Genomic DNA, 23,717 nt, shown 5'->3' on the forward strand with positions numbered 1-23,717 from the left:
TGCGACGAGCGTATATTTCGACAATCTAAATTTCCGTTGTGCAAGTGTTGCAATTCATAGTAGATTTCAGGCTAGGGCTGAGATGCCTGCGCCCGTATTGGCGGGACTGACCAGAAGCCAGATCGATTCATCAACGGCGTCGCGGCGAGCGCCCGCCGGAGGCGAAGTTCTGTTTGATTTAGAGGGGAGTTCATTCGCAGCGGAGGGAGAGAACCGATGCTTAATGCCAAGCACTTCTGCAAATGTATCCTAGATGCCCCCAAGGACAGCCACGACATTCAGAAGATATCGCGTCCGAGAGCCGCAGTTTTAAACGGTGCGAAGTGGCAGCCGGGCGACCTCGTTAGCTGCCGGTTTCTGAGCGGAACGCCAGCGCTGCACGAGCGCGTCAAATCGGTAGCGAGGGAGTGGGAGAGGTTCGCCGAACTTACCTTGGATTTTCGCGATCATGGATCCACGGATATACGGATCGACTTTGTTCGGGGCAACGGATCGTGGTCTTATCTCGGCACATTCTGCAGACGCATCTCCGAACCCGAACCGACGATGAATTATGGCTGGATAGATGAGGAATCGGACGAGCAAGAACTGCGGCGTGTAGTATTGCACGAATTCGGCCATGCTCTGGGGTTGATTCACGAGCACCAGAACCCCGAAAATAGCATCAAGTGGAACAAGGCAGCAGTCGTCGCTGATCTTCAGGGGCCACCAAACTACTGGGACGACAACGCAATCGAGAACAACATGTTCCGCTACTATCCGAAGGAGGATGTGACGGCTACGGCCGTCGATCCTACGTCGATCATGATGTACCCGATACCGGCCTCCTGGACCCTAGATGGGTTCTCTGCTGGGCTGAACTCGGAACTTTCGCCAGCTGACAAAGCACTAATTGGTGCCGTTTATCCGAAGTAATCGCATGGCAAACGTCGACCATTACGCGCTTGTCGTCGCACTGTCGCATTATCCCAATCTTGTAAACGGCGGCCTAAGAGGACCGCAGAACGATGCTGCCGCCTTTGTTGATTGGCTCAAGAGCCCCTCCGGAGGGAACATACCGCCGGCCAACATTAAATGCGTGACGTCGGCGGACTTTGTAAACAAGGAGCCTGGCGACGACATTCCCTGGCCGGAGCATCTAAACAAAGCCGCCTTCAAATGGATCTACGACATGGCCTGTGCGAGCAGGAACGCAGGACGGGGGTTCAGGGTCGGCAAGCGAATATACTTTTACTTGTCGGGACATGGTTTTGCTTCGGCCGACAGAAACGGGTGCCTGCTCACCGCAAATACGTCGGAGGGCAGGGCGGACACGAATATCGGTATTTCCAATTGGCTCAACTGGTGGCGCAATGCGGCATGTTTCGACGAGTATGTCTTACTGCTTGACGCCTGCATGAACCGCCTCGTCACGGCCGTGCCCCGGCCGGCACCCTACAAGCTCATCAATTCATATGAGACACCTGGCGAATGCTTTCTCGCCTACGCGGCAAAGGCTCCGAAGAAAACGGTCGAGCGATCTTTGCCGACCGAGAACGGCAAATTTCACGGGGTCTTCACGTGGTGTTTGCTCGAAGGTCTTACGGGCGCCGCGGCAAACAGCTCAAATCTTGTGACCGGCAAGACGTTGCAGAACTGGCTTGTTAATTCGATGTATCATTGGTTCACAGATTCCGATCGGGACGACATCGATGTTTCGCTCGAGCCGGATATCCTGACAGCGGACCAAACACTGGTTCTGGCGACCAATGTGAAGCCAAAAACCTACTCGGTCGAACTGATTTTTCCTGATGAGGTTGTCGGCCGGACTTTGAGGGTTTGGTCTGGTCCGGGGCCGCAATTTGTCAGTGAAACGGCGGAAAAAACGACGAGGCTGGACCTGCACGTGGGCCTGCACGTAGTCGACTGTGGGGACCTTCGACAAGGTTTTGAAGTCGTAGGCCCACAAAGAGTCAATGTTTCTCAACGCGGGTCTCCGGTCCTCGTGCCGTCTGGACGGCCGCTGTTCCATGTGACCCTAAGCGCCGGCGATACGGCCAATCAGATAATATTGCAGGACGCCAATTTCGATCCGGTGGTCGCTCCCGGCGGTCACGTGGAGGTCGATCTACCTTTTGGGCTCTATCGCTCAAGGTTCCGCGTCGGACGACGTTTTGTCGACGATGTCTTCTTGCTGGACGGCGACTATGCACCGGGCGCAAGCGTAACGGCGCGCGATTTGCCAGGTATCGCCTCGGCGGTGCCCTTCAACGGGGCTCCTCGTTCTCATGAACGGCAATCCGTCCTGGTCGGCGAAGTGCAGAACAATGCAGTGCCGGCCGATGGCTCGCAAATAGCCGTCGTCGCCCGCGGATGGACTCCAAAGGATACCGGCTATTCGATTGCCAATCCGTGGAAGGGCATCAGGGTTCTGGGCGCGAATGGGAAGGTAGTTGGAGACATCGGTCGCTCCGGCGTGAAGACGCTTGGTGAGGGGGATTTCGACGGTAGCGCCCACCTCACGGCGAATGTCGCTCCCGGAGCTTACTTTTTGAGATACCCCTATCCCCAAATCGGCATCGTCGAAGTGTCGCTCGTGACCGCGCGCGGCTGGCGGACCGAAGTTTATCTACTTCGATCGCGTACAAGCAGTGAGGGCCCCGAAACTTTGCCACGCCGTACTATTATCATGCGTCGCCAGAATCAGCCTTGGCGCCATGAGCAGAACGATCGGTTGGAAAAAGCTCTCTTCGCATTGGCCTACGGCCGCGCCATTCTTAATCGGGAGTTAAGTGATCTTCTCCTGCACAAATTCGACAGTCCTATCGAAGGGATAGTCGGCGCTCATTTGCTGCTGATTGAGCATGCTCGCCGTGCAGATGTGGACCTGAGCCAATTGGATCCGGTCGTCATAAACCTGCGCTCGTTGCTCGGCGGCGATCATCCGGACGTGGAGGCGCTCTCGCTTATGTGTGCGAACGAGGATTTGCGCCGCCGAAGGCCCTTCGATACACCGCCGATGTTCGAGCGAAGCTGGCGGCTAATGGTGGAAGCAAGTCGCAAAGATCCGAAGATGGTGTCGTTACGGCTGTGGAAACGCGTAGCCGCTCAAGTCGTTATGCCTCCGTATTTTGGATGGTCGACTGCTGAGACCCGAGCGCACTATCGCGACGCACTGATCGAGGCGGCTACAGACGCGCATACCAGCCCGGATCGGTCAGTCGGCGGGCCTTCGCTTGGATTGAAGGACATCGGAGATCGCGAGACACTCGCTTCAAACGTGCCTTTGGACGGGGAACTTGACGCCCCCGCCGCGCACCCGATGCGCGGGCCGGATCGCGGAGGTAGCGAGCGCGATTCTGCTAATCTCGAACGCTTGTCGGGAATTATTCGACCCCCGGGCAGCCAAACGCAGCCTCCGCCAGATCCCGAGGTGATGCACAGCTTCGCAGAAGCCTACCGGCTGCCCCCTGCTGCGGTTCGCTCGATATCGAGATCGATGTCGCAATCGATGCGACCGGCGATAAAATACAACGAAGGCTCTGCGAACCCAAAGGTGGCAGTCGATAAGATTGATCAGGAATACCCAGGCGAAACACATGCCCAAGACGAGCTGGCGGTCAACAGCGACTTCGATGAGCATTGATGAAACGCGGCAACTGCTCTCGCTCGCGTGCTTGACGTTTTCATTCCAGCGCTATCGCCTTCCTGCGACCGGCCTTGTCGACAAACTTCCTACGAGCCTCGGGACTTTGCCACTCTTCGGCGCGCAGGCAAACGTAAGCCTGCCGGTCGCTGAAGACGAGGCCTTCTGGATCGGGGTCTTCGGGCGCAATCCCAATACCACGCTTTCTTGTACCGCCATTTTGCGCGACGGGCGCGTCGTCATGCTTCAACAGGACGACAGTATAATGGGCATTCAGACGCCTACAGGCCAGTTCGCTTCGTTAACTCGCGTCGCCACGGCGGTCGGACCAGGAGTCTTGTCGATCGTACTCGGCGTAAGAACAGACGTTCGCAGTCTGTCGGCTGCAATCCACCTCGTCAGCTATGATGCATTTCAATCTCAGTCAGGAGTGCGCCCGCGGCCACTTGATCCTAGTGCGGGATACCAAGGCTACCAATTGCCGTAATTCGCCTCCGCATTGTCAGCAAGCAATTGTTGAAAGCCGGGTTGACGAGGCCGCGCTTGCCAGATCGCATTGACTGGTTCCGGGCCATGGCGCCAGCGCTTAAACCGGGAACCCCTGTTCGCACCCAGTCTTCCGCACCGCTATTGTGCGATCGGCGGAGATCCCCTATCCGCGGAAAGCTCGAGGACACAGATTCTCGTTGTTGTTGCACGAAACGAAGAATGCGTGACAGCTATCGGCAACTGATATCATGGATGCGCGCTTGCCGAAAATTGACAAATCTCGAGTTACTCATGAGTTTCAACACATGTCCCCGCGCACCGATGCCGGTTCCGGAGGACGAAATTTCCTCGGCCGGGGTCCGTGTCAGCTCGAAGTCACGGGTTTACGCCCCAACATGTCGGCTTATCTTCACCGTCAGGTCATTCAGGATGTCGGACAGAGCGTCTAGCTCTTGCAGAGAGCGCCCACGTTGATGGATGTTGTGCACAATATCATTACGCACGGTGAGGCACTCACGGGCTAAAAGAAGATCGCGCTCACCAAGAAGGTGCTGCTTTCCAAGCACCTCTAGTACCTTCCCGACGGAGATACGTCGATCCTCAACATACGGTCGCACAACGTCGCGGCAAATTTCTTCGAACCGAGCCCAACGATGCACGAAATACATCGCGTGGTGGGCGGGATACAAACGTCGGAGTTCGACCGTTTCATCCACCAAGTAGGACCTGTCACCGTTGCCCGAAACTCTCTCCGCGGTAGCTACGTTCCTTGCTACGAAATCTGCTTCCGACGCGGTGCTATAGTTCGGAGGCAGTAGGTAATCGCCCTGGCCGCGACGTTTAACAAGCCAAGCTGCCCACGCTGAAGCAACCGAGACAGTAACACCCGCACCGACAAAGAGAAGTGCGCGTACTTGATCATCGGTTAACTCGATATTGTAGAAAAGCAAGATAAAATAGCTGGCCGCAAGTACAGCAAACACTGCGCCGAGAACCGAGTAGATTTTCAACGCAGTCACAAGGGCCCAGAGCCTACGTTGCCGTGCCCGCTTCAAATCACGTTCAGCGAACGACAGAATGTCGTCATCGTGGGTCACGGCTCAGTCCTCTAGGTTCGCAAAGATAATGGCCGCAATCGCCAGTCCAAACAAAATGAACAGAAAGGCAGCGTAGTTCAAATCGCTTAGTCGCTTGGCGTCCCAAGCCAGCCCGAAAATCAGAGGGAGCGCTTGACTGGCGATGCGCGTCAACTTCTTGATCGGCGACCGACGTCGTGGCGCTGCGCCGTGATTGATGAGTGTCGTCGCAGCCTCCACCATGCTATGCGTGACTTCACGACTATTGTTGGTGAGATTATGTCCTGCCTCGAGGCGATTTGCTTCGCCTATTAACCTCTCGCCGTAATGGCGTACCGATTCTTTGAGTCGGTCCTTTGCGTGAGCTGAAAAACCCTCCAGTTCGGCGTCCTCAAATTTTATTTCTAGTGACATTGCAATCCCAACCGGCAACGATCGAGCCTACGATGCCTATCAGTTGTAAATTATCCGGTAATGTGCCGGCTGGCGTGCGTGCCGTGTGAATGCAGACGGGTTGGATAGTCGACTGGAACCGCGGCCGGCGATCTAACACCTTGAAAGGTTATGTACCGATGCCGTCCTCAAATACCTAAGATGCTGATAGAACACGGATAACTGGCGGAATATATTGCCAGCCACATGTCGGTGATGCCATATCGGGTCTCAATTTGAGATCGGGACCTTTCGCTATGCAACTGACACGTCTTGAGCTTTATAAACGGGTCTGCGACGGCCCCCTGAGTAAAGTCGCCCCCGAGTTCGGTATCTCCGGCACGGCGCTGGCCGCCATCTGCAAACAATATCAGGTGCCCTACCCCGGATCCGGATACTGGACCCGCAAATCGCTTGGGCTTCCGACAGAACTGCCAACGTTGCCGGCGACGTCTGACGACATCATCGAGATAACGCCGTCGGTCCCGAAGCCACGACAAAAGAGACCGCCGGAAGAAGGCTCTGTTCGCAACACAAGGGTCGCAGCAAAACCTCATCGTCCGGCACGTCATCCGCTGTTGTTCGGCGTAGAGGAACACTTCCGAAAGACGCGGGATGTGAAAGAGGGCGAGTTCCTCAGGCCCTACAAAAGGATCCTGCCAGATCTGATATCATCAGAACCTGCGTTGCTGCGTGCACTATCGATCGCCAACGACATCTACCTCGCGCTAGACAAACAGGGTTATCGAGTACACATCGCCCCGGCGACTGATGACCTTCGTCGTGTCCACGTCAACGAACAGGAAGTGGTGCTCAAGGATCGTAAATACGGGCGCTACCACTCAGGGAGAATCTGGGGACCGGACCGGCCGACAATCTTCTCCATCGACACGGTGCCAATAGGGCTCGCTCTCACCGAGATGACGGAAAGGGTAACGATGCGATACCTCAACGGTGATTATCATCGTGAGGACAGCAAGCTCATACGATCGGCCAAGCCTTGGCAACTGACGCACTCCTGGACAACGGAGCAGGATATGCCCTGTGGGCGCTTCCGGTTAATTGCTTATTCGCCAAAGAATGGCGTCGATTGGTCTGTCAGTTGGCAGGAGGCGGAGCAGGAGCCGCTTGGCAAGATGATCCCTAGGATCATCGATGCGTTTAAGGCGGCGAAAGACAAGCTTCAACGCCTTATGACAGCCGAGGACGAGGCCGCAGCGAAGAGAAAGAAGGAGCGGGAGGAGGAGTGGGAGCGATACCTACGGCAAGAGGACGCCCGCAAAGCGGCTCAAGCTCTCACTGATAGCCGACAGCAGCTGGCAGAGATCATCGACAAGTGGGGAAAGGCAATGACGGTTGAGCGTTTTTTCGCGGATGCGGAAGAGCGGCTGCGGAGTGCGGATGGAGAGCGTCGACGGCGCCTAGAGGAGCGGCTGACGCTCGCGAGGGTGATGATGGGAAGCGTGGATCCGCTAGATTTCATCGAACACTGGCTGGCCCCGGACGAAAGATACCGTTCAAAATACGTCTAGGCAGTTTCGATTTCGGGCCTCACATCCTTGGATGAGGTGCGCCCAAGTCTTGTCCCTGACGACAGGGCCGATCTGACATCGTCCCGCTGAGCCTAAAGAGATCCTCGCTAATACGCAGCTCAGCAGGAGATGAAGCAGAGGGTTTGCAATCGATAAATCCGCGGGTTTCACACCGAACCTATTGTGTTTCGACATTCATGGTGGGATTGAGGGGCACCAGTAATGATCGCAGCCACCGTTGCGTACTATCTCAGGTACCTGAAATGCCAATTCCCTCCGCGCCTGAAGTTCGACTTGTGTTTGCTGAAAGCCTCGCAACCGCCTTGGAAAACGTAAATGCTCGGCCACTGCTAATCGTAGCGAAAACTGAAAAGGAACCGTTCTACAACAATTTCGGATATCGCTTTCAAACCAACTGCTACTTTCTTCCCGAAGCGCAGGGCATAATTGAAATCCACACTGAAGTCATGTTCCCGGGCCACGACAGCACCTGGCAAGCAATCTCTGAGCTCTTGAAAGACAGCCCAGGTTGGATCGACGCAACGGCTCTAGCCTTGGACCACTGCTCACTTATGTTGAGGGAAGATAGCTATCGTGACCTCGTGGAGCGTGTCGGGCTGGAGTTGGCAGTAGCAATACTCCGACGCCTCGGCGATGCCGTCGTCGTTAGTGCTGAACGGTCGGACAGCGCACGCATGGAGCTTTTTGAGAGCGAAGCTTTTTTCCTGTCAATGCTACGCCAGAACGAGAGCTGGACTGCCTTTCGCAGGGGCTCTCGACATCTGCGATTCACGCAGATCCCAGAGGTCGAAGACGCTGCAACTTCATTCTGCATGTCGGTCGATCTTCCATCCGCAGATAATTCATACCGTGTGGACTTCGATTTTGGCGAGGATCGGCTTATTCGAGACCGTCTCGCGATTTTGATCGGAAAGAACGGGACCGGAAAATCGCAGATTCTGCTGTCGTTGATAGATGGACTTACGCGACATCCCGACGTGAAGTTGGTTCCTCGAAAAAGGTCCGTGCGTTTCACTCATCGTGGTACAGACAAGCGCCGTTTCGGACCGCCCGCCTTCTCGCGTGTCGTCGCTTTTTCGTCGACACCATCTGATCTTTACCCAATAGCACTCGATCCTTGGCTGGGGATCGACTATCAATTCTTTTCGCTAACGCGTCCTCCAATGCAACGATATGACAGTGTAACAATCTCGATCTTTGATTGCTGGCGGGACGACGAGCGGACCGTCTTGCCGCAGATCGACACAACAGAGACTTCCGCAAACTTACCTGCTCGCCTCTTGCTACTGAAGCGGATCTTAGAGCCACTCGACCTGTGGAACACGGTGTACTTGCCGCTCAAAAAAAACGACGCCAGCCAAAAATACAGTCGTTTCAAATGGGACGGACGTGGATACGTCAAACTCGGGGAAAAATATCCTGAGCAGAAGCGGCTGCTTCTCTTTCGGCAGATCGACCTCACGGAGCCGCCCGTTGTTATCGACCGGATGAATTTCACCCCACGCCATCTAAGCAGCGGTGAAAACGTCATGTTCCGCTTCGCCGCACAGGCGTGCGCTGCGGTCGAGCCCGGCACTCTATTCTTGTTCGACGAGCCAGAAACGCATCTACACCCACATTTCATATCCGATTTTGCAGAAATTCTTCATCGGCTCCTGGTCGCAACGAAATCAGTTGCGATTGCAGCGACGCATTCTTCCTACCTTGTCCGAGAGGCCCCATCGCGGAGAGTGCGCATACTAAGATTAGAAGATCGATCAATCAGTATTGATCAGCCACGTCTGCAGACTTTCGGTGCGGGAATAGATTCGATCTCTACCGCAATTTTCGCAGACGCAGAGATCAGTCATCAATTCCAAACTACCTTGCGGAACTGGCTCACTTCACTGAGTCCAGACGTGACCATCGAAAACATACTTGAAGAATATGGCTCTGACATGAACCCCGAGACGCTAGCCTACGTAAGGCGATTGCTGGCTAAACGGGCGGGAACGAGAGCGGTCTGATCAATGCTGGTTCTCAATTTCCCTAAAGAGGACGACGACGGTCCGCTTACGCGAATTCTTGCGCGAAAGGGTTGGGGTCGCTACTCATCCGCATGGCTCAAGGCTTATTCTGACTATGTGCAGTTCCAAGGAGACCCTTGGCAAGTTTCTCCTGCGCCAATTCCGAAGACTCGGCAAAAGGCGCAACGAAAGTTCTATGACACGCGTGCCGGCGGCGGTGCCCTCGCGAGAATCCGATCTACAGCTGGTCTCAAATGTTGCCCAATGTGTGGGTCCGACAACTCCGGTACGCTGGATCATTATCTCCCACGCAAAGAGTATCCAGAATTTTCCATATTTTCCAAGAACCTGATTCCCGCGTGTCCTGCGTGCAACTCAAGCGTGAAGGGTGATATTTACAAAGGCACTTTGTCACCAGAGCGCTTCATTCATCCTTACTTTGACAAACTGGCGGCAAAAGCAGTTTGGAGGGTGAAGATTGTCGCACCCTTCGACGCGCCGAATTTCACTGCCGAACCTATGCCCGGATTTTCGGCAATGGAGGAAAAGCAAATCCAATTTCACATCGGCCACATCCTAGGTGAGCAATTCCAACTCAAAATGGGTACGCTCTTTGGCGATTTTCCACAAAGGATAAGGGACGGCATGGAGCACATTCCGAAGCTCGATCGAGCCAGCACTGAAACTGGGCTAAAAACGATATTGAGAGACGTCGTCACAAGCAGATCGATTAATTCTTGGGAAGCCGCGCTAGTTCGAGGCACGGTTTCAGACCCGGATGTAACTGATCATCTGACCACGCTCGCGAACGGTTGCGTCGCGGTCCCGATCGACATGTAGTGGCCACCTTATCGCTAGTTCAGATGCGGCCCCCAATGGACGCCTGTATCAAATGGAACGTCTTCTGGCGTTACCAGCTGATCATTCGCTTCCACCAACTTTCCGATGACGTCACGCGCCCTCTTATCGATCGCCGCTTCCGAAGCGCTGCTCCACCTAAGAGCAACCGCCTGATCAATGTCATCGATAAAGTGGGGGTTGGGGCTGAATTTCACCGTAAGCGTCCGGTGAAGCAGCCTTTGAGAATTTGCCCAGTGCGCTGAAGTTACGTCGCTAATTCTGTAGTTAGCGACGTAGCCAAGGGTGAACTTATGGGGCGAGTTGAGATTCTGACGGGCGTCGAGCGCCGCCGTATCTGGACGCACGAGGACAAGCTTCGGATTCTTGACGAGGTGGAGACGAGCGGCTCTGGCATCGCCGAGATTGCCCGCCGGCACGACATTCTGCCGCAACAGATTTACACCTGGCGCAAGAAGCTCGGCCAGGACAATAGGCCGGATGTGTCAGGCGTGACGCTATTGCCGGTGGCGCTCATCGGGCCGGATGCGGATGGCAAAGCGGATCGAGCGGCCGCAACAGAACGGGTCGCACCGAAACGGTTGGCAAAGCCATCGCGCATCGAGATCGGCTGCAAGGGTGGCCGAGTCCTGAAGGTCGATGCCTCCATTGCGTCGGAGACGCTGAAAGCCCTGATCCGGTCGGTGGAAGAAGCATGATGGGACCGGGTGCGAATGCCCGCGTCTATCTCGCCTGCGGGGTGACCGACATGCGCAAGGGGATCGACGGACTGACGGCACTTGTGCAGACGGCGCTGCGGCAAAAGCCGGCGTCCGGATCGGTGTTCGTCTTTCGCGGGCGTCGCGGCAACCGGATCAAGCTTCTGTTCTGGGATGGCCAGGGCTTCTGCCTCTATTACAAGGTCCTGGAGAAAGGCCGCTTTCCGTGGCCCTCGGCTGCCGATGGCACGGCCCGGCTGACGGCGGCGCAACTGGCGATGCTGTGGGAAGGGATCGACTGGCGGCGGCCGTCCTGGACCTCTGCGCCGACGCGTGTCGCATAGGACAAAAATCCAATCTTTCCATTGTGATAGCTGGTGAGCTGAGGCCAAATCAGCTATACGTTCCGGCCATGGGACAGAGCCTTTCCGACCTGCCGGATGACGTCGAGAGCTTACGGGCGATCATCGCCGCGCAGGCCGAGGAACTGGCGCGTAAAAGCCAGAAGCTGCGCTCGCGCGACACTTTGATGGAGAAACTGAAGGCTCAGCTTGCCGTTCTGAGAAGGGCCCGCTTCGGTGCCTCGTCGGAGAAGATCGAGCGCTCGATCGAGCAGCTCGAACTGGCGTTGGAAGACATCGAGGCCGCGGACGCGGAGTTCGAGGGCTCGGTGCGTTCCGTCTCGGGCAGCCAAGACAAGGCGAAGCCGAGCCGCCGGCCCTTGCCGGATCACCTACCCCGGCAGGAGGTCGTACATCAGGCGGCCTGCACCTGCCCGGTCTGCGGTGGTTCAAACTTCATTCGCAACGGCGAGACCGTCACCGAGGTGCTCGACTATGTCCCGGCCTCCTTCCGGGTCGTGCGCCATGTGCAGCCGCGCTTCACCTGCAAGGGCTGCGACACCGACACCAAAGCGACAATGCCGTCGTTACCGATCGAGCGCGGCAAGCCGGGTCCGGGACTTGTCGCGCATGTGCTCACCGCCAAATATTGCGATCATCTTCCGCTCTACCGGCAGTCGGAGATTTATGCGCGGGAAGGCGTCGATCTTTCCCGCTCGACCATGGCCGATTGGGTCGGCAAGGCGGGCGCGCTACTTGAGCCGCTCGTTGCCAGACTGCGCGCGCACGTGTTCGTCGGCAGCCGTCTGCATGGCGACGACACACCTGTTCCGGTGTTGGAGCCTGGCAAGGGCAAGACGAAGACTGGACGGCTGTGGAGCTATGTCCGCGATGGTCGCCCCTGGGGCGATGATACGCCGCCTGCCGTCTCCTACTTCTACAGTCCAGATCGCAAGGGCGAGCACCCGAAGGCCCACCTCGCAAGCTTCGTCGGCACGCTCCATGCCGATGGCTATGCCGGCTTCCGCGACCTCTACGAAGCAACCCAACCCAATATACCCGCCGCCATCCAGGAGGCGGCCTGTTGGGCGCATGTCCGCCGCAAGTTCTTCGATCTGACCACCAGCCCCGGAACGCATCCGATCGCCGAAGAGACGTTAGCTCGGATTGGCGAACTCTACGACATCGAGAAGGCGATCCGCGGAGCGCCGCCGGACAGGCGCAAGACCATCCGCCAGAGCCAGGCCAAATCGAAGATCGAGGCGCTCAGGCGGTGGTGGGACAAGATGCTTGCGGAACTGCCGCGCTCGAGCAACACGGCGGAGGCGATCCGTTATGCGATTACGCGCAGGACCGCGCTCTGCCGCTTCCTCGACGACGGCACCATCGAGATCGACAACAATGCCGCCGAGCGGGCGATCCGGCCGATCGCGCTCGGCCGCAAGAACTGGCTCTTCGCCGGATCGGACAAGGGCGGCGAGCGTGCCGCGGCGATCCTGTCGCTCATCCAATCCGCCAAGCTCAACGGTCTCGATCCCGAAGCCTATCTTCGCGACGTCCTCACCCGCATCGCCGACCATCCGATCAACAGGATCGAAGAACTGCTCCCGTGGAGCATGCAGCATCAAGATCGATAGTATCTGTCACGCCGGCAATAGATCACTCGCTGCGCGACGGGCGGCCCTTCAATATCAGGACTAGGAAGGCGGCAACACCAAAGGCGGTAGCGAAGGCAGCCCACAAGCCAACGATGAGCGTCATGGTGTAGAATGAGAAAGGTTCTTCTTTCGCGGTTGCAATGACCGCCCCGCGATTGCGGACTTCGCCGACAATGATCGCCTCGATAACCTTGTAGAGAACTCCGGGACCAGACGCCGCTAGACCGATTGCAGCAATGATTTTACTGAGCCGGGGAAACGGCCCCACGGAGAGATGAAACGCGAAAATACGCACCCAATCCCGTAAATAGGCCACCATACCCTTTCCGAATCTTGACAGCATCCCCCGAGGTGGTGAGCGACCGTCACCTCGGAGCGCTTCGACCTCTCGGAGTTTATCCAGTAGCCGTTTCGTTGTTCTGGGCATTCGCCGATGTTGGCTGTTTTGACGCGATCAAACTGCAAGTTATCGCACGAGCCGTTTCGGTAAAGTAAAGGCGAGCCGTCAGCGCGAAGCTGCCTTACCGGACGCTTACATTTCACCTTGTGGGCAAGAAGTAGGCTCTCATATCGGCGATAGGACCCGAGTAGAAGATTGTTGTATTTTGGCCCAGGATGCATCCAGGAGGAGTCGACCAGCGCCGTTTGTAGGGGGGTAAGGTCCAGTTTCCTCAACGTACCGTACGAGAGGTCGTCGTAGACTAGCGCGTTGTCCGCATCGCGGTTGATGAAGTCCAGAGCAATGCGCGGGAGATAGTCAGCCGGGATAGATGCAATCTCCGTTCGGAACGTCAGGTCAAAGCAATAAGAGCCCCCGGTGCGAACTAGAGCTTGGGATGCGGGCTTCCAGAGACTTCGCATCGCCGCTCGCTCTTTGTCATGATATTGGCCTGCCTCCATGCGCTTGCATTCGATTGCGAACCGCTTGTCCCCGCGCTTTACATCGAGGTCGTGCGTCCGCCCACGTCCGGGCTTTTCGGGGTGGAAGGCGACATCATAGCCTTCGTTGACATACTTAGCTGCCACCAGGAATTCGAACAAACCGCCGTTCGGCTGAGCTCGTTCTTTGAAGATCAACCGATGAAGGCGATCCCTGTTTCCCCCACCCGCTCAAGATTGTCCAGGTTCCTACCTAAAGCCGCGAGAATAGGGACCACCCTGCAGCCGTAAACCACCTCGTAGTTTTGGGGATGGTCGTTGAACGCTTCTCCTAGAAACAGATACCAGGCAAACAGATCCTTGTTGTCAAAGTATATCCCAATTCCGGTAGGGTCAGCTTGTTCGCCGACCAGCGACTGGTAAAAGCGCTTGGCGGTGGCGTCCCGCCGAAGACGCCATTCCTCTTGCCCCATGGCTGATTTCAGATGCTCGACATATCGCTTTAGGTCCGGGCTATGCCCAAAAAGCGGAAGTTCGTCCTCATGGAGGACGTACATATCCGGCGGGAATTCAAGCAGACGTCTCAAGCAGGACTCCTTGGCCTCGCAACTAGCGAGCAAGAATATTTGGATGCCAACCCGGATGGCCGCCAAAGGTTCGGCCGGATGTTAGCCTTTTCATCAAAGATAGGATGCGATGGCTGCTCTTAGGCAACCTATAAAGGCGTCCTCGCGCGCCGGATTGCTCCGGAATTCCTCGCGAAGCGACAATGGGATCTCGAGCTGGACCCCAGCCTTTGTGACGCCCCGGTTGCAAATGTTATCGCGGTGAACGCCCTTGAACTTCGGTGGATCGAAGAGAACAGGAAATCCCGATTCATGAAGCGCGCCACCGATATGCTCTGACAGATTGCGGTCCAGCCCCCCCATCCAAGTCCTCTCAGGGTCATCACCATCTCGCCGGCCATGGAGCGCGATTACGACCTCGGCCGATTTCACTGCGGCCAAGGCCTCTGGTACGTCATAGTGCTCAGACGCGATATGCATTTCTACTCTGTTGTTCGCGGCGAGGTTGGCCTCAAACAGGTAACATGAGTAGTCTTGTGCCGCCGTGGCCCGAGCGATTTCCGCGGTGCGAACCTCGATCTTGCCCCCGTGCGGCGCCATGATCAGTACGGATGGCTTAACCGAACCCGTTCTGGTTTCCACGTTAAAGTGCTCGCCACGAACATAAACCGCAGCAAGGTCGTGGTATGATTCAAATCGATCCTTCGCCATTCATCCCCCTATTCAACTCTCAATGGATGCGTTGCCATTGTCAAGTTTAGACTCACAAATAGTTGTGAGCTTCGTTGCCACACCACCAATCTCCACTTGCCGTTCCCATGGAGAATTTTCCATAATCACCAAGCGAATCAATCTGGGGTGAGCCATGACGAATTCTGCCATAGATGCCGTTCTTGTCTCATCCCCTCCGGATGTGGCACAGGTCGTCCGTGCCGATCTGCGAGGTGTTCTCGCCCGTGTTATGGCGGGTACCGGTCTTAGCCAAACCCGTGCCGCCAAGCTTTGTTCGACAGACCAACCGACCCTTTCGAAGGTTTTGTCTGGTCGTAGCGATATCGTAAGCACTGACCAGCTTCTACGGTGGCTGGTACAATTAGGCTGCGACGTCGCGATTGAGGTCCGTACCCCATCCGAAGGGAGTCCTGGTTCAATTAGGACCACCTTCGATGAATGAACACACCTCAATGCATAGGCTGGCCCTGCGGAGTGAGGGAGCCGCGCTTTACTTTGACCACCATGCAACCACCCCTGTTGATCCCCGGGTCGCTGAGGTGGCAGTTCGCATGATGCTCGAGGAATTCGGCAATGCAAATAGCGTTGAAAACCTTCACGGCGAACGAGCTGCGCTCACTGTTGCTCAATCGAAAGAGAAGATCGCGCGCCTCTTGTCCGCGGAACCGACCGACGTGCATTTCACGTCTGGATCAACTGAGGCTATCCAGCTTGCGATAGCTCATTCGATCGCGGTTCATCGCGGTCCTCTACGAATCGCGATCAGCCGAGTGGAGCATAAGGCTGTGATCGATACCGCCTTGCGCGCCGAGCGCTTGGGATTGGCAACCATATCGTGGATCGAGGTCGACGCCAAAGCTCAACTCGACTTGGAGAGCTATCGGCGCATCCTAAAAGAAGGTGTCGACCTCGTATGCGTTATGGCTGCCAACAACGAGGTAGGCACTGTTTATCCCATCGACACAATCGTTCGCGAGGCGAGCGAACACGGTGCAGATGCGCTGGTCGACGCCACCCAAGCAATTGGACGTACGCCTCTGGACTTGGGAGACCTTGGTGCCGCATATGTCATCTTAAGCGGTCATAAGATTTACGGTCCTAAAGGCATCGGCGCACTCATTTCGCCAAGTTTCGATTACCCGTCGACATTCGGCCTCCAAGGCGCGCATCATCCGACGCCCAATGTTAGCGGTATCGCTGCGTTAGGTTTCGCATGCGAGCTCATGGAGCTTGAGGGTGAGGCAGAAAGCGCCCGACTCTCGCAGCTGAGGGATTTGTTACAAGACCGCTTATATGCGCTGGTTCCCGGCCTGATAGTGAATGGCGACGAAGTGAATCGCCTGCCCCATAACCTTCACGTTTCAGCACCGGGGGCGCCCAACGATGTGGTTTTGAGCCGTCTTCGGGGCAAGGTGTCAATTTCGACTGGCTCAGCCTGCAATACTGGCGCGCAAGAGCCATCACACGTGCTAAGGGCGATGGGATTGCCCAATTCTCAAATCGAAAGTTGCCTGCGGATCGGATTGGGCCGAACAACGACAGCTGACGATGTTGAGCGTGCAGCCATCGAAATAGCAGACGCTATCAACGATGTTCGTAATTCATTATCCGGGGTCATCGATGTTTGACATATCCGCCACCGAGGGTCAGCCAGGCTATCGATTTTCGGGGCACGAAACCTTTGCATGCCGCTACGCGTGGCTGCCGAAGGCCTACCGAGCAATCGTTGCAAACGCCAGCATTTTCTACAACGAAGATGCTGCGATGGTCGAGCTTGGCATCGGCAAGAACATGGTTCGTGCGCTGCGTTTCTGGGTTGACGCGATGGGCATCGCCCACCCCACCACTGACCGCACGCACGAGATTTCGGACCTCGGACACGTTATATTTGGAGAGAACGGCTTCGACCCGTATCTGGAAGACAGCAGAACACTTTGGCTTCTACACTGGAACCTCTCCTCGTCTGCGACTCCAGCTATTTTCGCATGGTACTATTTGCTAGGCGCGTGGCCGTACGCTGAGTTTTCTCGGTCTGAAGCGCTCACAGCATTCGCCCGGCAATCTCAGCGCCTAGGGCATTCTCATTCCGAGATTACCCTGGGCCAGCACCTGGACGTCTTCTTGCACACCTATCTCTCGGCACGCGGCTCTAGGGCGGGGATCGAAGACTCTCTGGATGGCCCGCTTGTCGAGTTGCGCCTGCTGCAACAGACCGGTGAACGCCGTGCCGAAGGGGGACGTTGGGAGGCTATGTACGCCTTCCGGAAGGAGCCCAAGGCAGATATCACCAATGATCTCTTTGCTTATGCCGTTTTGGACTATTGGGAACGAACAGCGCCCGGTGAAAAGACGATTCCTGTTCGACACCTTCTCTCCGCGGCAGGTGCGCCCGGCCAGTCATTCAAACTCCCAGAAGAAGACGTTCGTGCCCGACTTGAGAGCCTTTCTCTCCACGGCCGACACGGCTTCACCTATCGCCCATCAGCCATTCAGGGGCTGTTGACGCGCGAAGCCCCTATTAAGGCTGACGCGCGGACAATTTATGCGAACGAGGCAAACATCAATGGCTGAGCCGGGCTCCGCGACAATCACCGAGATTTTCTCGATCCCTGGTCGGTTCCTTCGGTCAGTCCAACTGGAAAAAGACTTCTTGGACGCATCCGCGCTCGAGAACTACATTGTCACGCCGCCCATGGCAGACGCTCTGCGTCAGATCCTGTCGAGCGTCCGCAACGGCTCGAAGCGTCGGGCTTGGCGTATCACTGGCGACTATGGCGTCGGAAAGTCGTCCATGGCGCTGGTGTTGGCTCGACTCTTGGCCGATCCCTCGGGGAAAGACTCCAAACGCGTAGCCAAGGCAATAGGTTGGCGCGCTGGTAACAATGATCGACGTTTCCTGCCCATTCTGGTGACAGGAAGCCGAGAAAGCATCCCGAGTGCCGTCGCTCGCGCGATTCGAGAGGGCATCATTCACTCAGCCTGCGCTGACTTGCTTGATGCGCAGGTTGAAGCGGCGTTGGAAGCTTGTGAAACAACCGGCTCCGTCCGCTCGTTGGAACAGCTTATATCTCTGATGACCAAGCGCACGGCGAACCGAGACCTCGGATTGCTGTTGATCATCGATGAGCTGGGAAAGCTCCTCGAGCATGCGGCATTGAATCCCGACCAGGAGGATGTCTTCGCGCTGCAGCGACTGGCCGAGATGGCGGCTCGTAGCAACGCCAGCCCCTTCTTGCTTGTCGGTATCCTCCATCAGGGCTTCCAAGCTTATGCCGAACGCCTCCCGCTGGCCCTTCGCCACGAGTGGGACAAGGTCGCTGGTCGTTTTGAGGAAATCGTGTTCGACCAACCACTGGTTCATTCAGCGGCTCTGGTCGCCGGGGCGCTGGGTGTGGACGAAGGCGCGCTGCCCGCGAGCGTAAGAACGCAAGCGAACTCAGCTCTTGAGAAGGCGGGTCAGGTTGGCTGGCTTGGCGGCCGCGGATTCACTATTGACCCCGCTCGCTTTTATCCCCTGCATCCTGCTCTTCTTCCGGTGATGGTGCGGTTCTTTTCGCATTTCGGCCAGAGTGAACGATCTTTATTCGGCTTTCTCCTATCGAGCGAGCCAATGGCGTTGCAGGCATTCGCAGCCGCCACTGAGGTTGGCGAAAGCTGGTTCGACGCCGCTCGCTTCTACGACTACGTTAGAGCGTCATTTGGACATCGGGTGTCGGCTGGAAACTATAAGAACCAGTGGCTTCGCATCGTTGCGACGATCGACAGCTGTGTTGGTATCGCCCCTGCTGAACTCAAGGTCCTGAAGACGGTAGGACTACTCAACCTGCTCGACTCCGACGATTTGTTACCGACAAGTCGGACAATCGACGCATGTTTGTCAGGCTCCGGCGATTTGGCCGCAGCTATCGACACTCTTGTTCGGGACGGCCTCTTGTTCGAGCGCGGTGGCTCTGGGGCGTTCCGCCTTTGGCCGACCTCGAGTATCAACCTAACGGCATCCGTAAATGCGGCCAAGCGAGCGGTCGGCGAAGTCGAAGCCGTTGCGCCGGCTCTTTCTGAGATCTTGGATGGCGAGATGGTACTTGCGCGTCGCCATTATCTCGAAACCGGGACTATGCGGTATTTTGAGCTAAGATACGCCACCGCTGAAGATGTAGGCAAGGCAGCAAGCAAGCCAACAAACGCAGATGGTCTCATCATTGTGGCGCTCGCTGACCAAAAGGATCAGCAGCAGATTGCACGGGACATCGCCCGCACTCCCCTCGTAGCTGAAAATCCTGCGACATTGGTCGCCGTGCCGGCCCCTGTCTGGCAGCTCGCGTCCTACCTCCGCGACGTGTTGGTTTGGCGTTGGGTCGAAGCGAACACGCCTGACTTGTCCAGCGATGATTTCGCATCCGCTGAGGTCAAACGTCAAATCGCGCGCTCGCGCCAGGCACTGGTAGCGCAATTCACCGAGTTGGCCAGGATCGATGCAAACTCGGGCATGGAATGGATCTATGGCGGTAAGAATTACGACGCGACCGGCAACTTACCAAAGGTCGTTTCTCAACTCTGCACTGATCTCTATCCGCTGAGCCCGAGGGTCATGAACGAGCTTGTAAATCGCAATGTCCTCAGCAGTGCCGCGGCTTCTGCGCGAATGCGTTTGATCGAGGGCCTTTTCAAGGCACCGGAGCTGCCGCTCCTTGGGATGGACGAGCGCAAGTCCCCGCCTGAAAAATCGATGTACCTTTCAGTACTTCAGAAGGGTGCACTGCATGTGGCGGATGGCGAAACCTTCACGTTACGGATCCCCCAAGCCTCGAACGATCCGCTGCATCTTGAACCAAGTTTGACCGAAATCGTCAGAATGGTGAGGGCCGGCAAAGGTTGTAGGATCGCTATCACCGACATCCTTAGCCGACTTTCAAATCGGCCATACGGCGTGCGGGATGGATTGGCTCCAATTTTGTTGGCAGTAGTGGTCAGAGTGCATGGCCATGAGCTGGCTCTCTACGAGAACGGCACCTTCCTTCCGAGATTTGGCGCTATGGAGTTCCTGCGCCTGATCAAAGCGCCACAAACCTTCGAAATTCAGCATTGCAGCGTCGAAGGTGTGCGCTCGCACGTATTTGCCCGCCTCGCAAACCTCTTTGCATCGGGGATCGAAGGCCGCCAACCGGTTCTGCTAGACGTCGTGACTGAGCTCTGCCAGTTTGCAGCAAAACTCCCTGAGTACACTCGAAAGTCGAAAGGCTTGTCGCCGGCGACACTCGCCGTGCGCGACGCACTCCTATCCGCGCGCGAGCCGGCGACGCTTTTGTTTGCTGACCTGCCCAACGCCTGCGGCCTTCCGATCTTCCGCATTGATGAAGCCGATGAGAGGTCGGTTGAAGAGTTCATCAGCCGCTTTACAGATGCGGTTCAAGAACTTCAGAACACCTATTCAGATCTCATCGCACGCATCGTTAAGAGAACGAGCGAAGCGGCCGGTCAGGACCCAGAAAAATTCGATCGTGTCGCATTGGCGTCTCGAGGCGCTCGCGTGTCACTCGCTGCCCGCGAACCGCGCCTTCGCGCCTTTGCGCTTCGACTACGGGATCCCGCCCTACATGACGAGGCCTGGGCGGAGTCCCTGGCTAGTTTTGTGGTGGCTAAGCCTCCCGCCCGCTGGATGCCTGGTGACGAAGCCCGGTTTACCGAAGAGATTGCTGCACTGGCCGAGCTCTTTGCAAAGGTCGAGAGTACAGCATTCTCCACCTCAGAGGATCGCCCAAATACCGAAGCGATACGTTTAAATCTAACTCGCGGTGACGGAAGAGACCTCGTTCGTGTCCTTCATCCGGTCGATCTAAACGCTGCGGACCAGAAAAAAATGGAAACGTTCACGGACTGGTTGCCACAAGGTGACGCGCAACGAATTCAAATCCTTGCCAGTCTCCTTTGGCAAGAGCTGGCTCGTACCAGGGAAACCTCCACAGACGAGAAAAGCTCTGGCGCAGCAGGTGTGAGAACGCAGAATGACAACTGATTATGCATCTCAGATTTTTTCATCGTTCGGGTCGGAGCAGCCGCGACATATCTTGAGCCTTTCTGGGGGGAAAGACAGCGCGGCACTCGCTATCTACCTTCGCGACCGTGTTCCAGAAATCGAGTATATTTTCCACGATACGGACAAAGAGCTTCCCGAGACCTACGATTATATCGGGCGTCTGGAAGCCATTTTGGGCAAGCCGATTGTTCGCACAACCCCGACAGACAGCTTTGATCATTGGCTGACGGTTTATCGCGGGATGCTCCCGTCGAACCACCGTAGGTGGTGCACTAAGATGCTCAAGCTCAAGCCGTTCGAAGCTTATGTCGGTGACGGGCCAGTAATCAACTACGTTGGTCTTCGCGCAGACGAAAACAGAACCGGTTACATCAGCACGAAACCGAACATCTTGGCCGTTTACCCATTTCAAGACGACGGCTTGGTACGGGCAGACATAATAGCGATCTTGGAAGACTCGGGACTTGGTCTGCCACCTTATATGGATTGGGGCCGGTCCCGGTCAGGATGCTACTTCTGCTTCTATCAGCAGAAAATCGAATGGGTGCGTCTGTTGGAAACCCATCCGACGTATTTCGACCTTGCAATGGAATACGAGGAACGTGCGGTTCAGTTTGGTGAGCAGTTTTTCTGGTGCCAGAATGAGCCCTTGCGTGACCTCGCAAAGCCGGAGCGCGTCGCCAAGATCAAATCAGACTGGGAAAAAGCTCAGGCGAAGAAGAGGGCCAATAGGAAATCGTTGTCACTCGTCGAAACCCTCGGCGGTTTGGAGGTTGAAGACGATAGCCATTTGCGCGACGGTTGTCTTGTATGCTCAATATAAAGATGTAGTTGTAGATTAGCGATCGAAAGGAGTCGGTCGCGTATCGACCAGCGAATGGGTATCGGGGGCAGATGGGATGAGTGGGTTGGGGGGCCGATGGGTTCGCTTCTTACGACAGTACGGACCGATCTCAAGAAATGACAATATGTACGACGAGCAGATCCGCCGATCTGCCCGCCGATACGATGTTGAGGCTTTGGATTTCGCGCATCCGCTTGAGGTGGATCTTTTTGCGGCCGTCTCGAAATCCGCAGAACGAGCTCGCTCCATTATTTTGACCGGAACGGCGGGCGACGGAAAGAGCCGGCTCTGTGGCCGCCTCTGGACCGAACTGGGTGGAAGCTCTGATGAGTGGACTGCCAACGAGATCTATCAGGAGATCTCTTCGGAAATCGCCGGCCGCGTTCGAACTGTCGGCATCATCCGTGACCTGACGGCCCTCCCTGCCCAGGGAACTTATGGGATCTGGGAGGGTAAGAACGCTCTGCTAGCGGAGGTCAACCGAAGCTTCTTTTCGCTTGACCCGGATTGGATTTTCGTCGTTGCAGCAAACGATGGGCAACTTCTCGATACATGGCGGAGGGCCGCAGAAGTTCCGCTATGGAAAGAAAGCTATGATCTCCTCGAGACATGCCTGGTCGAAGGGAAACCCACCAGTCAGGGTGACGTCGCATTTTTCAACTTAAGTGCCGTCCCTTGCGCGAAAATCATCGACTTGACGCTGGAGGCCATCATCGCTCATCCCGGTTGGGCGGCCGCCTATGAAGAAGCGGAGGCGGAGGGTTTCTTTTCTGAGGCGTGCCCAATCCGGCGCAACTACGAAGTCTTATCGTCTCCACAGTTCAAGTCGCGATTGCGGCAGTTGTTTGAATTGATGGATCTGAATGAGCTTCATACGCCGATCCGGCGAGTGCTCCTCTTAATCGCAAATATGCTGCTCGGTCACCCAGCAGCAAAAGATCGGCTGATGTCGCCGACCGATATCCGGCCGTACATTCGCGCCGGCCGGGCTCACATAGCGGACATCCATCAAAATCTCTTTGGCGCGAATCTGACACCCGCGAGGCGGGAAAGCCTGGAGATTTTCGAGTTCCTGAACCGCTTTGGCATAGGGGATGAGACGACAAACAGGATCGACAACATTCTCGTATTTGGTCCATCCGATGAAACACTGCGCCCGTACTATGAAAGCTTGGTGGAGGGGGCGTTTTCTTCCCAAGCCTTAGATGATCTTTCTGCCCTGCGTAATGCTTATCTTGAGCGGCCTGACGCAACGCAGGAAGACGAACATCCATTCTTGAGCAGCCTTCAAGCGCAACGTCGCGCCATTTTCTTTCAGATCCGCGATGACCAGTCCGAAGATTTGAGGCTATGGGATCTCACAGTGTTTCGCCACGCTGGCGAATTCTTGCGGGACGTGGTTGCGCCTCTTCAAGATACTGGAAAAGTAAGCCGATCCATAACCGCGCGTCTGGTGAATGGTCTGAACAGGATCTTCACGGGGATGCTGGTCACAACCGACCGAGAGCTTTTGATCGCCGCCGGACTATCAGGTTCGGCCGCAGGCCTTAGCCAGATTCTGATAGAGCGGATAAGCGTTGCACCTAGGCGCTACGAACGCATCGAGCTCCGGAACGGGACGTTACCGACCCTGGTCGTCCAAATTGACAATGGGATCGAGGTAAGTTTGAAACTAAACCTCGTTCGTTATGAGTTCCTCATGCGGGTTGCCGGCGGCGCACTGCCGGGCAGCTTCTCCAAGGAGTGTCACGAGGACATCCTCGCGTTCAAAAGCGCCATTCTGGCCGCATTCTCCCGGTCTCGCCCGGCGGCGGAAACGAATGACCTCAGCTTCAGAATTCTTGGCCTCAACGGCGAAGGCGAGCCTGTGGATGATGTAATCGAGGTGAATTGTGCTTGAGACCCTACCGCCGCCTCCGCGAAATG

General features: G+C 56.3%; 21 protein-coding genes. 16 read left to right on the forward strand and 5 right to left on the reverse strand.

The window, feature by feature from the left end:
• The first annotated feature begins 216 nt into the window (after positions 1-216).
• The 3 genes from ACFHWW_RS03890 to ACFHWW_RS03900 are packed head-to-tail and all read left to right on the forward strand — an operon-like array spanning position 217 to position 4,112.
• A complete protein-coding gene (locus tag ACFHWW_RS03890) occupies positions 217-915 on the forward strand; it encodes a M12 family metallopeptidase (protein WP_283067781.1) in 699 nt (232 codons plus the stop codon).
• Between the two features lie 4 nt (positions 916-919).
• Complete coding sequence (locus ACFHWW_RS03895; protein WP_283067779.1) at positions 920-3,625, forward strand: hypothetical protein; 2,706 nt, start codon at positions 920-922, stop codon at positions 3,623-3,625.
• Positions 3,615-4,112 carry a hypothetical protein gene (locus ACFHWW_RS03900; RefSeq protein WP_283067777.1) on the forward strand — a complete coding sequence of 166 codons (498 nt, stop codon included), beginning with the start codon at positions 3,615-3,617 and terminating at the stop codon, positions 4,110-4,112. The genes ACFHWW_RS03895 and ACFHWW_RS03900 overlap by 11 nt, the downstream gene beginning before the upstream one ends.
• Before the next feature lie 385 nt (positions 4,113-4,497).
• Here ACFHWW_RS03900 and ACFHWW_RS03905 read toward each other — a convergent pair whose 3' ends face one another.
• On the reverse strand, positions 4,498-5,211 hold the full coding sequence (locus ACFHWW_RS03905) for a hypothetical protein (protein WP_283067775.1): 714 nt from the start codon (positions 5,209-5,211) through the stop codon (positions 4,498-4,500).
• A gap of 3 nt (positions 5,212-5,214) precedes the next feature.
• Positions 5,215-5,604, reverse strand: coding sequence for a hypothetical protein (locus ACFHWW_RS03910; protein WP_283067774.1), 390 nt, complete (start codon positions 5,602-5,604; stop codon positions 5,215-5,217).
• Between the two features lie 275 nt (positions 5,605-5,879).
• Between ACFHWW_RS03910 and ACFHWW_RS03915 the strand changes: the two genes are divergently transcribed.
• The 7 genes from ACFHWW_RS03915 to tnpC all read left to right on the forward strand — a co-directional run bounded on the left by ACFHWW_RS03915 (position 5,880) and on the right by tnpC (position 12,715).
• Positions 5,880-7,154 (forward strand): hypothetical protein, encoded by a 1,275-nt coding sequence (locus ACFHWW_RS03915; protein ID WP_283067772.1) that lies wholly within the window; start codon positions 5,880-5,882, stop codon positions 7,152-7,154.
• A gap of 263 nt (positions 7,155-7,417) precedes the next feature.
• Positions 7,418-9,181 carry an AAA family ATPase gene (locus ACFHWW_RS03920; RefSeq protein WP_283067771.1) on the forward strand — a complete coding sequence of 588 codons (1,764 nt, stop codon included), beginning with the start codon at positions 7,418-7,420 and terminating at the stop codon, positions 9,179-9,181.
• Positions 9,182-9,184: 3 nt separating this feature from the next.
• Complete coding sequence (locus ACFHWW_RS03925) at positions 9,185-10,021, forward strand: HNH endonuclease (RefSeq protein WP_283067770.1); 837 nt, start codon at positions 9,185-9,187, stop codon at positions 10,019-10,021.
• A gap of 35 nt (positions 10,022-10,056) precedes the next feature.
• Positions 10,057-10,284 carry a hypothetical protein gene (locus ACFHWW_RS03930; RefSeq protein ID WP_283067768.1) on the forward strand — a complete coding sequence of 76 codons (228 nt, stop codon included), beginning with the start codon at positions 10,057-10,059 and terminating at the stop codon, positions 10,282-10,284.
• Positions 10,285-10,332: 48 nt separating this feature from the next.
• The gene (tnpA, locus tag ACFHWW_RS03935; protein ID WP_283067766.1) at positions 10,333-10,737 is read left to right on the forward strand and encodes an IS66-like element accessory protein TnpA; all 405 of its coding nucleotides are present in this window, start codon (positions 10,333-10,335) and stop codon (positions 10,735-10,737) included.
• Positions 10,734-11,081, forward strand: coding sequence for an IS66 family insertion sequence element accessory protein TnpB (gene tnpB / locus ACFHWW_RS03940; protein ID WP_283067764.1), 348 nt, complete (start codon positions 10,734-10,736; stop codon positions 11,079-11,081). The genes tnpA and tnpB overlap by 4 nt, the downstream gene beginning before the upstream one ends.
• 68 nt (positions 11,082-11,149) lie before the next feature.
• Complete coding sequence (tnpC, locus tag ACFHWW_RS03945; protein WP_379937352.1) at positions 11,150-12,715, forward strand: IS66 family transposase; 1,566 nt, start codon at positions 11,150-11,152, stop codon at positions 12,713-12,715.
• A gap of 22 nt (positions 12,716-12,737) precedes the next feature.
• Here tnpC and ACFHWW_RS03950 read toward each other — a convergent pair whose 3' ends face one another.
• From ACFHWW_RS03950 to ACFHWW_RS03960, 3 genes are all read right to left on the reverse strand, one after another.
• Complete coding sequence (locus tag ACFHWW_RS03950) at positions 12,738-13,055, reverse strand: hypothetical protein (protein ID WP_283067754.1); 318 nt, start codon at positions 13,053-13,055, stop codon at positions 12,738-12,740.
• Positions 13,056-13,809: 754 nt separating this feature from the next.
• Entirely contained in the window at positions 13,810-14,202 is a 393-nt protein-coding gene (locus tag ACFHWW_RS03955; protein WP_283067753.1) for a hypothetical protein, read from the reverse strand.
• Between the two features lie 93 nt (positions 14,203-14,295).
• Entirely contained in the window at positions 14,296-14,892 is a 597-nt protein-coding gene (locus ACFHWW_RS03960; RefSeq protein ID WP_283067752.1) for a poly-gamma-glutamate hydrolase family protein, read from the reverse strand.
• Positions 14,893-15,046: 154 nt separating this feature from the next.
• On the opposite strand from ACFHWW_RS03960, the gene ACFHWW_RS03965 reads away from it, so the two are divergent.
• From ACFHWW_RS03965 to ACFHWW_RS03990, 6 genes are all read left to right on the forward strand, one after another.
• Positions 15,047-15,355 (forward strand): XRE family transcriptional regulator, encoded by a 309-nt coding sequence (locus ACFHWW_RS03965; RefSeq protein ID WP_379937353.1) that lies wholly within the window; start codon positions 15,047-15,049, stop codon positions 15,353-15,355.
• Positions 15,348-16,541 (forward strand): cysteine desulfurase family protein, encoded by a 1,194-nt coding sequence (locus tag ACFHWW_RS03970; RefSeq protein WP_283067751.1) that lies wholly within the window; start codon positions 15,348-15,350, stop codon positions 16,539-16,541. The genes ACFHWW_RS03965 and ACFHWW_RS03970 overlap by 8 nt, the downstream gene beginning before the upstream one ends.
• Entirely contained in the window at positions 16,534-17,484 is a 951-nt protein-coding gene (locus ACFHWW_RS03975) for a DUF4007 family protein (RefSeq protein ID WP_283067749.1), read from the forward strand. Before ACFHWW_RS03970 ends, ACFHWW_RS03975 begins: the two co-directional genes overlap by 8 nt.
• Complete coding sequence (locus tag ACFHWW_RS03980; protein ID WP_379937354.1) at positions 17,477-20,926, forward strand: hypothetical protein; 3,450 nt, start codon at positions 17,477-17,479, stop codon at positions 20,924-20,926. The genes ACFHWW_RS03975 and ACFHWW_RS03980 overlap by 8 nt, the downstream gene beginning before the upstream one ends.
• The gene (locus tag ACFHWW_RS03985) at positions 20,916-21,770 is read left to right on the forward strand and encodes a phosphoadenosine phosphosulfate reductase family protein (protein ID WP_173519398.1); all 855 of its coding nucleotides are present in this window, start codon (positions 20,916-20,918) and stop codon (positions 21,768-21,770) included. The genes ACFHWW_RS03980 and ACFHWW_RS03985 overlap by 11 nt, the downstream gene beginning before the upstream one ends.
• A 145-nt stretch (positions 21,771-21,915) precedes the next feature.
• Positions 21,916-23,691: a hypothetical protein gene (locus ACFHWW_RS03990; RefSeq protein ID WP_283067743.1), complete on the forward strand. Its 1,776-nt coding sequence runs from the start codon at positions 21,916-21,918 to the stop codon at positions 23,689-23,691.
• Positions 23,692-23,717 lie beyond the last annotated feature (26 nt).

Origin of the sequence: Sinorhizobium sp. P24N7, assembly GCF_042436655.1 — a bacterium.
GTDB lineage: Bacteria > Pseudomonadota > Alphaproteobacteria > Rhizobiales > Rhizobiaceae > Sinorhizobium > Sinorhizobium meliloti_A.

Coding starts and splice junctions, on each gene's coding strand:
- ACFHWW_RS03890 (WP_283067781.1), top strand. CDS start 217: ATGCTTAATGCCAAGCACTTCTGCAAATGTATCCTAGATGCCCCCAAG.
- ACFHWW_RS03895 (WP_283067779.1), top strand. CDS start 920: ATGGCAAACGTCGACCATTACGCGCTTGTCGTCGCACTGTCGCATTAT.
- ACFHWW_RS03900 (WP_283067777.1), top strand. CDS start 3,615: ATGAGCATTGATGAAACGCGGCAACTGCTCTCGCTCGCGTGCTTGACG.
- ACFHWW_RS03910 (WP_283067774.1), bottom strand. CDS start 5,604: ATGTCACTAGAAATAAAATTTGAGGACGCCGAACTGGAGGGTTTTTCA.
- ACFHWW_RS03915 (WP_283067772.1), top strand. CDS start 5,880: ATGCAACTGACACGTCTTGAGCTTTATAAACGGGTCTGCGACGGCCCC.
- ACFHWW_RS03920 (WP_283067771.1), top strand. CDS start 7,418: ATGCCAATTCCCTCCGCGCCTGAAGTTCGACTTGTGTTTGCTGAAAGC.
- ACFHWW_RS03925 (WP_283067770.1), top strand. CDS start 9,185: ATGCTGGTTCTCAATTTCCCTAAAGAGGACGACGACGGTCCGCTTACG.
- ACFHWW_RS03930 (WP_283067768.1), top strand. CDS start 10,057: ATGGACGCCTGTATCAAATGGAACGTCTTCTGGCGTTACCAGCTGATC.
- tnpA (WP_283067766.1), top strand. CDS start 10,333: ATGGGGCGAGTTGAGATTCTGACGGGCGTCGAGCGCCGCCGTATCTGG.
- tnpB (WP_283067764.1), top strand. CDS start 10,734: ATGATGGGACCGGGTGCGAATGCCCGCGTCTATCTCGCCTGCGGGGTG.
- tnpC (WP_379937352.1), top strand. CDS start 11,150: ATGGGACAGAGCCTTTCCGACCTGCCGGATGACGTCGAGAGCTTACGG.
- ACFHWW_RS03950 (WP_283067754.1), bottom strand. CDS start 13,055: ATGGTGGCCTATTTACGGGATTGGGTGCGTATTTTCGCGTTTCATCTC.
- ACFHWW_RS03960 (WP_283067752.1), bottom strand. CDS start 14,892: ATGGCGAAGGATCGATTTGAATCATACCACGACCTTGCTGCGGTTTAT.
- ACFHWW_RS03965 (WP_379937353.1), top strand. CDS start 15,047: ATGACGAATTCTGCCATAGATGCCGTTCTTGTCTCATCCCCTCCGGAT.
- ACFHWW_RS03970 (WP_283067751.1), top strand. CDS start 15,348: ATGAATGAACACACCTCAATGCATAGGCTGGCCCTGCGGAGTGAGGGA.
- ACFHWW_RS03975 (WP_283067749.1), top strand. CDS start 16,534: ATGTTTGACATATCCGCCACCGAGGGTCAGCCAGGCTATCGATTTTCG.
- ACFHWW_RS03980 (WP_379937354.1), top strand. CDS start 17,477: ATGGCTGAGCCGGGCTCCGCGACAATCACCGAGATTTTCTCGATCCCT.
- ACFHWW_RS03985 (WP_173519398.1), top strand. CDS start 20,916: ATGACAACTGATTATGCATCTCAGATTTTTTCATCGTTCGGGTCGGAG.
- ACFHWW_RS03990 (WP_283067743.1), top strand. CDS start 21,916: ATGTACGACGAGCAGATCCGCCGATCTGCCCGCCGATACGATGTTGAG.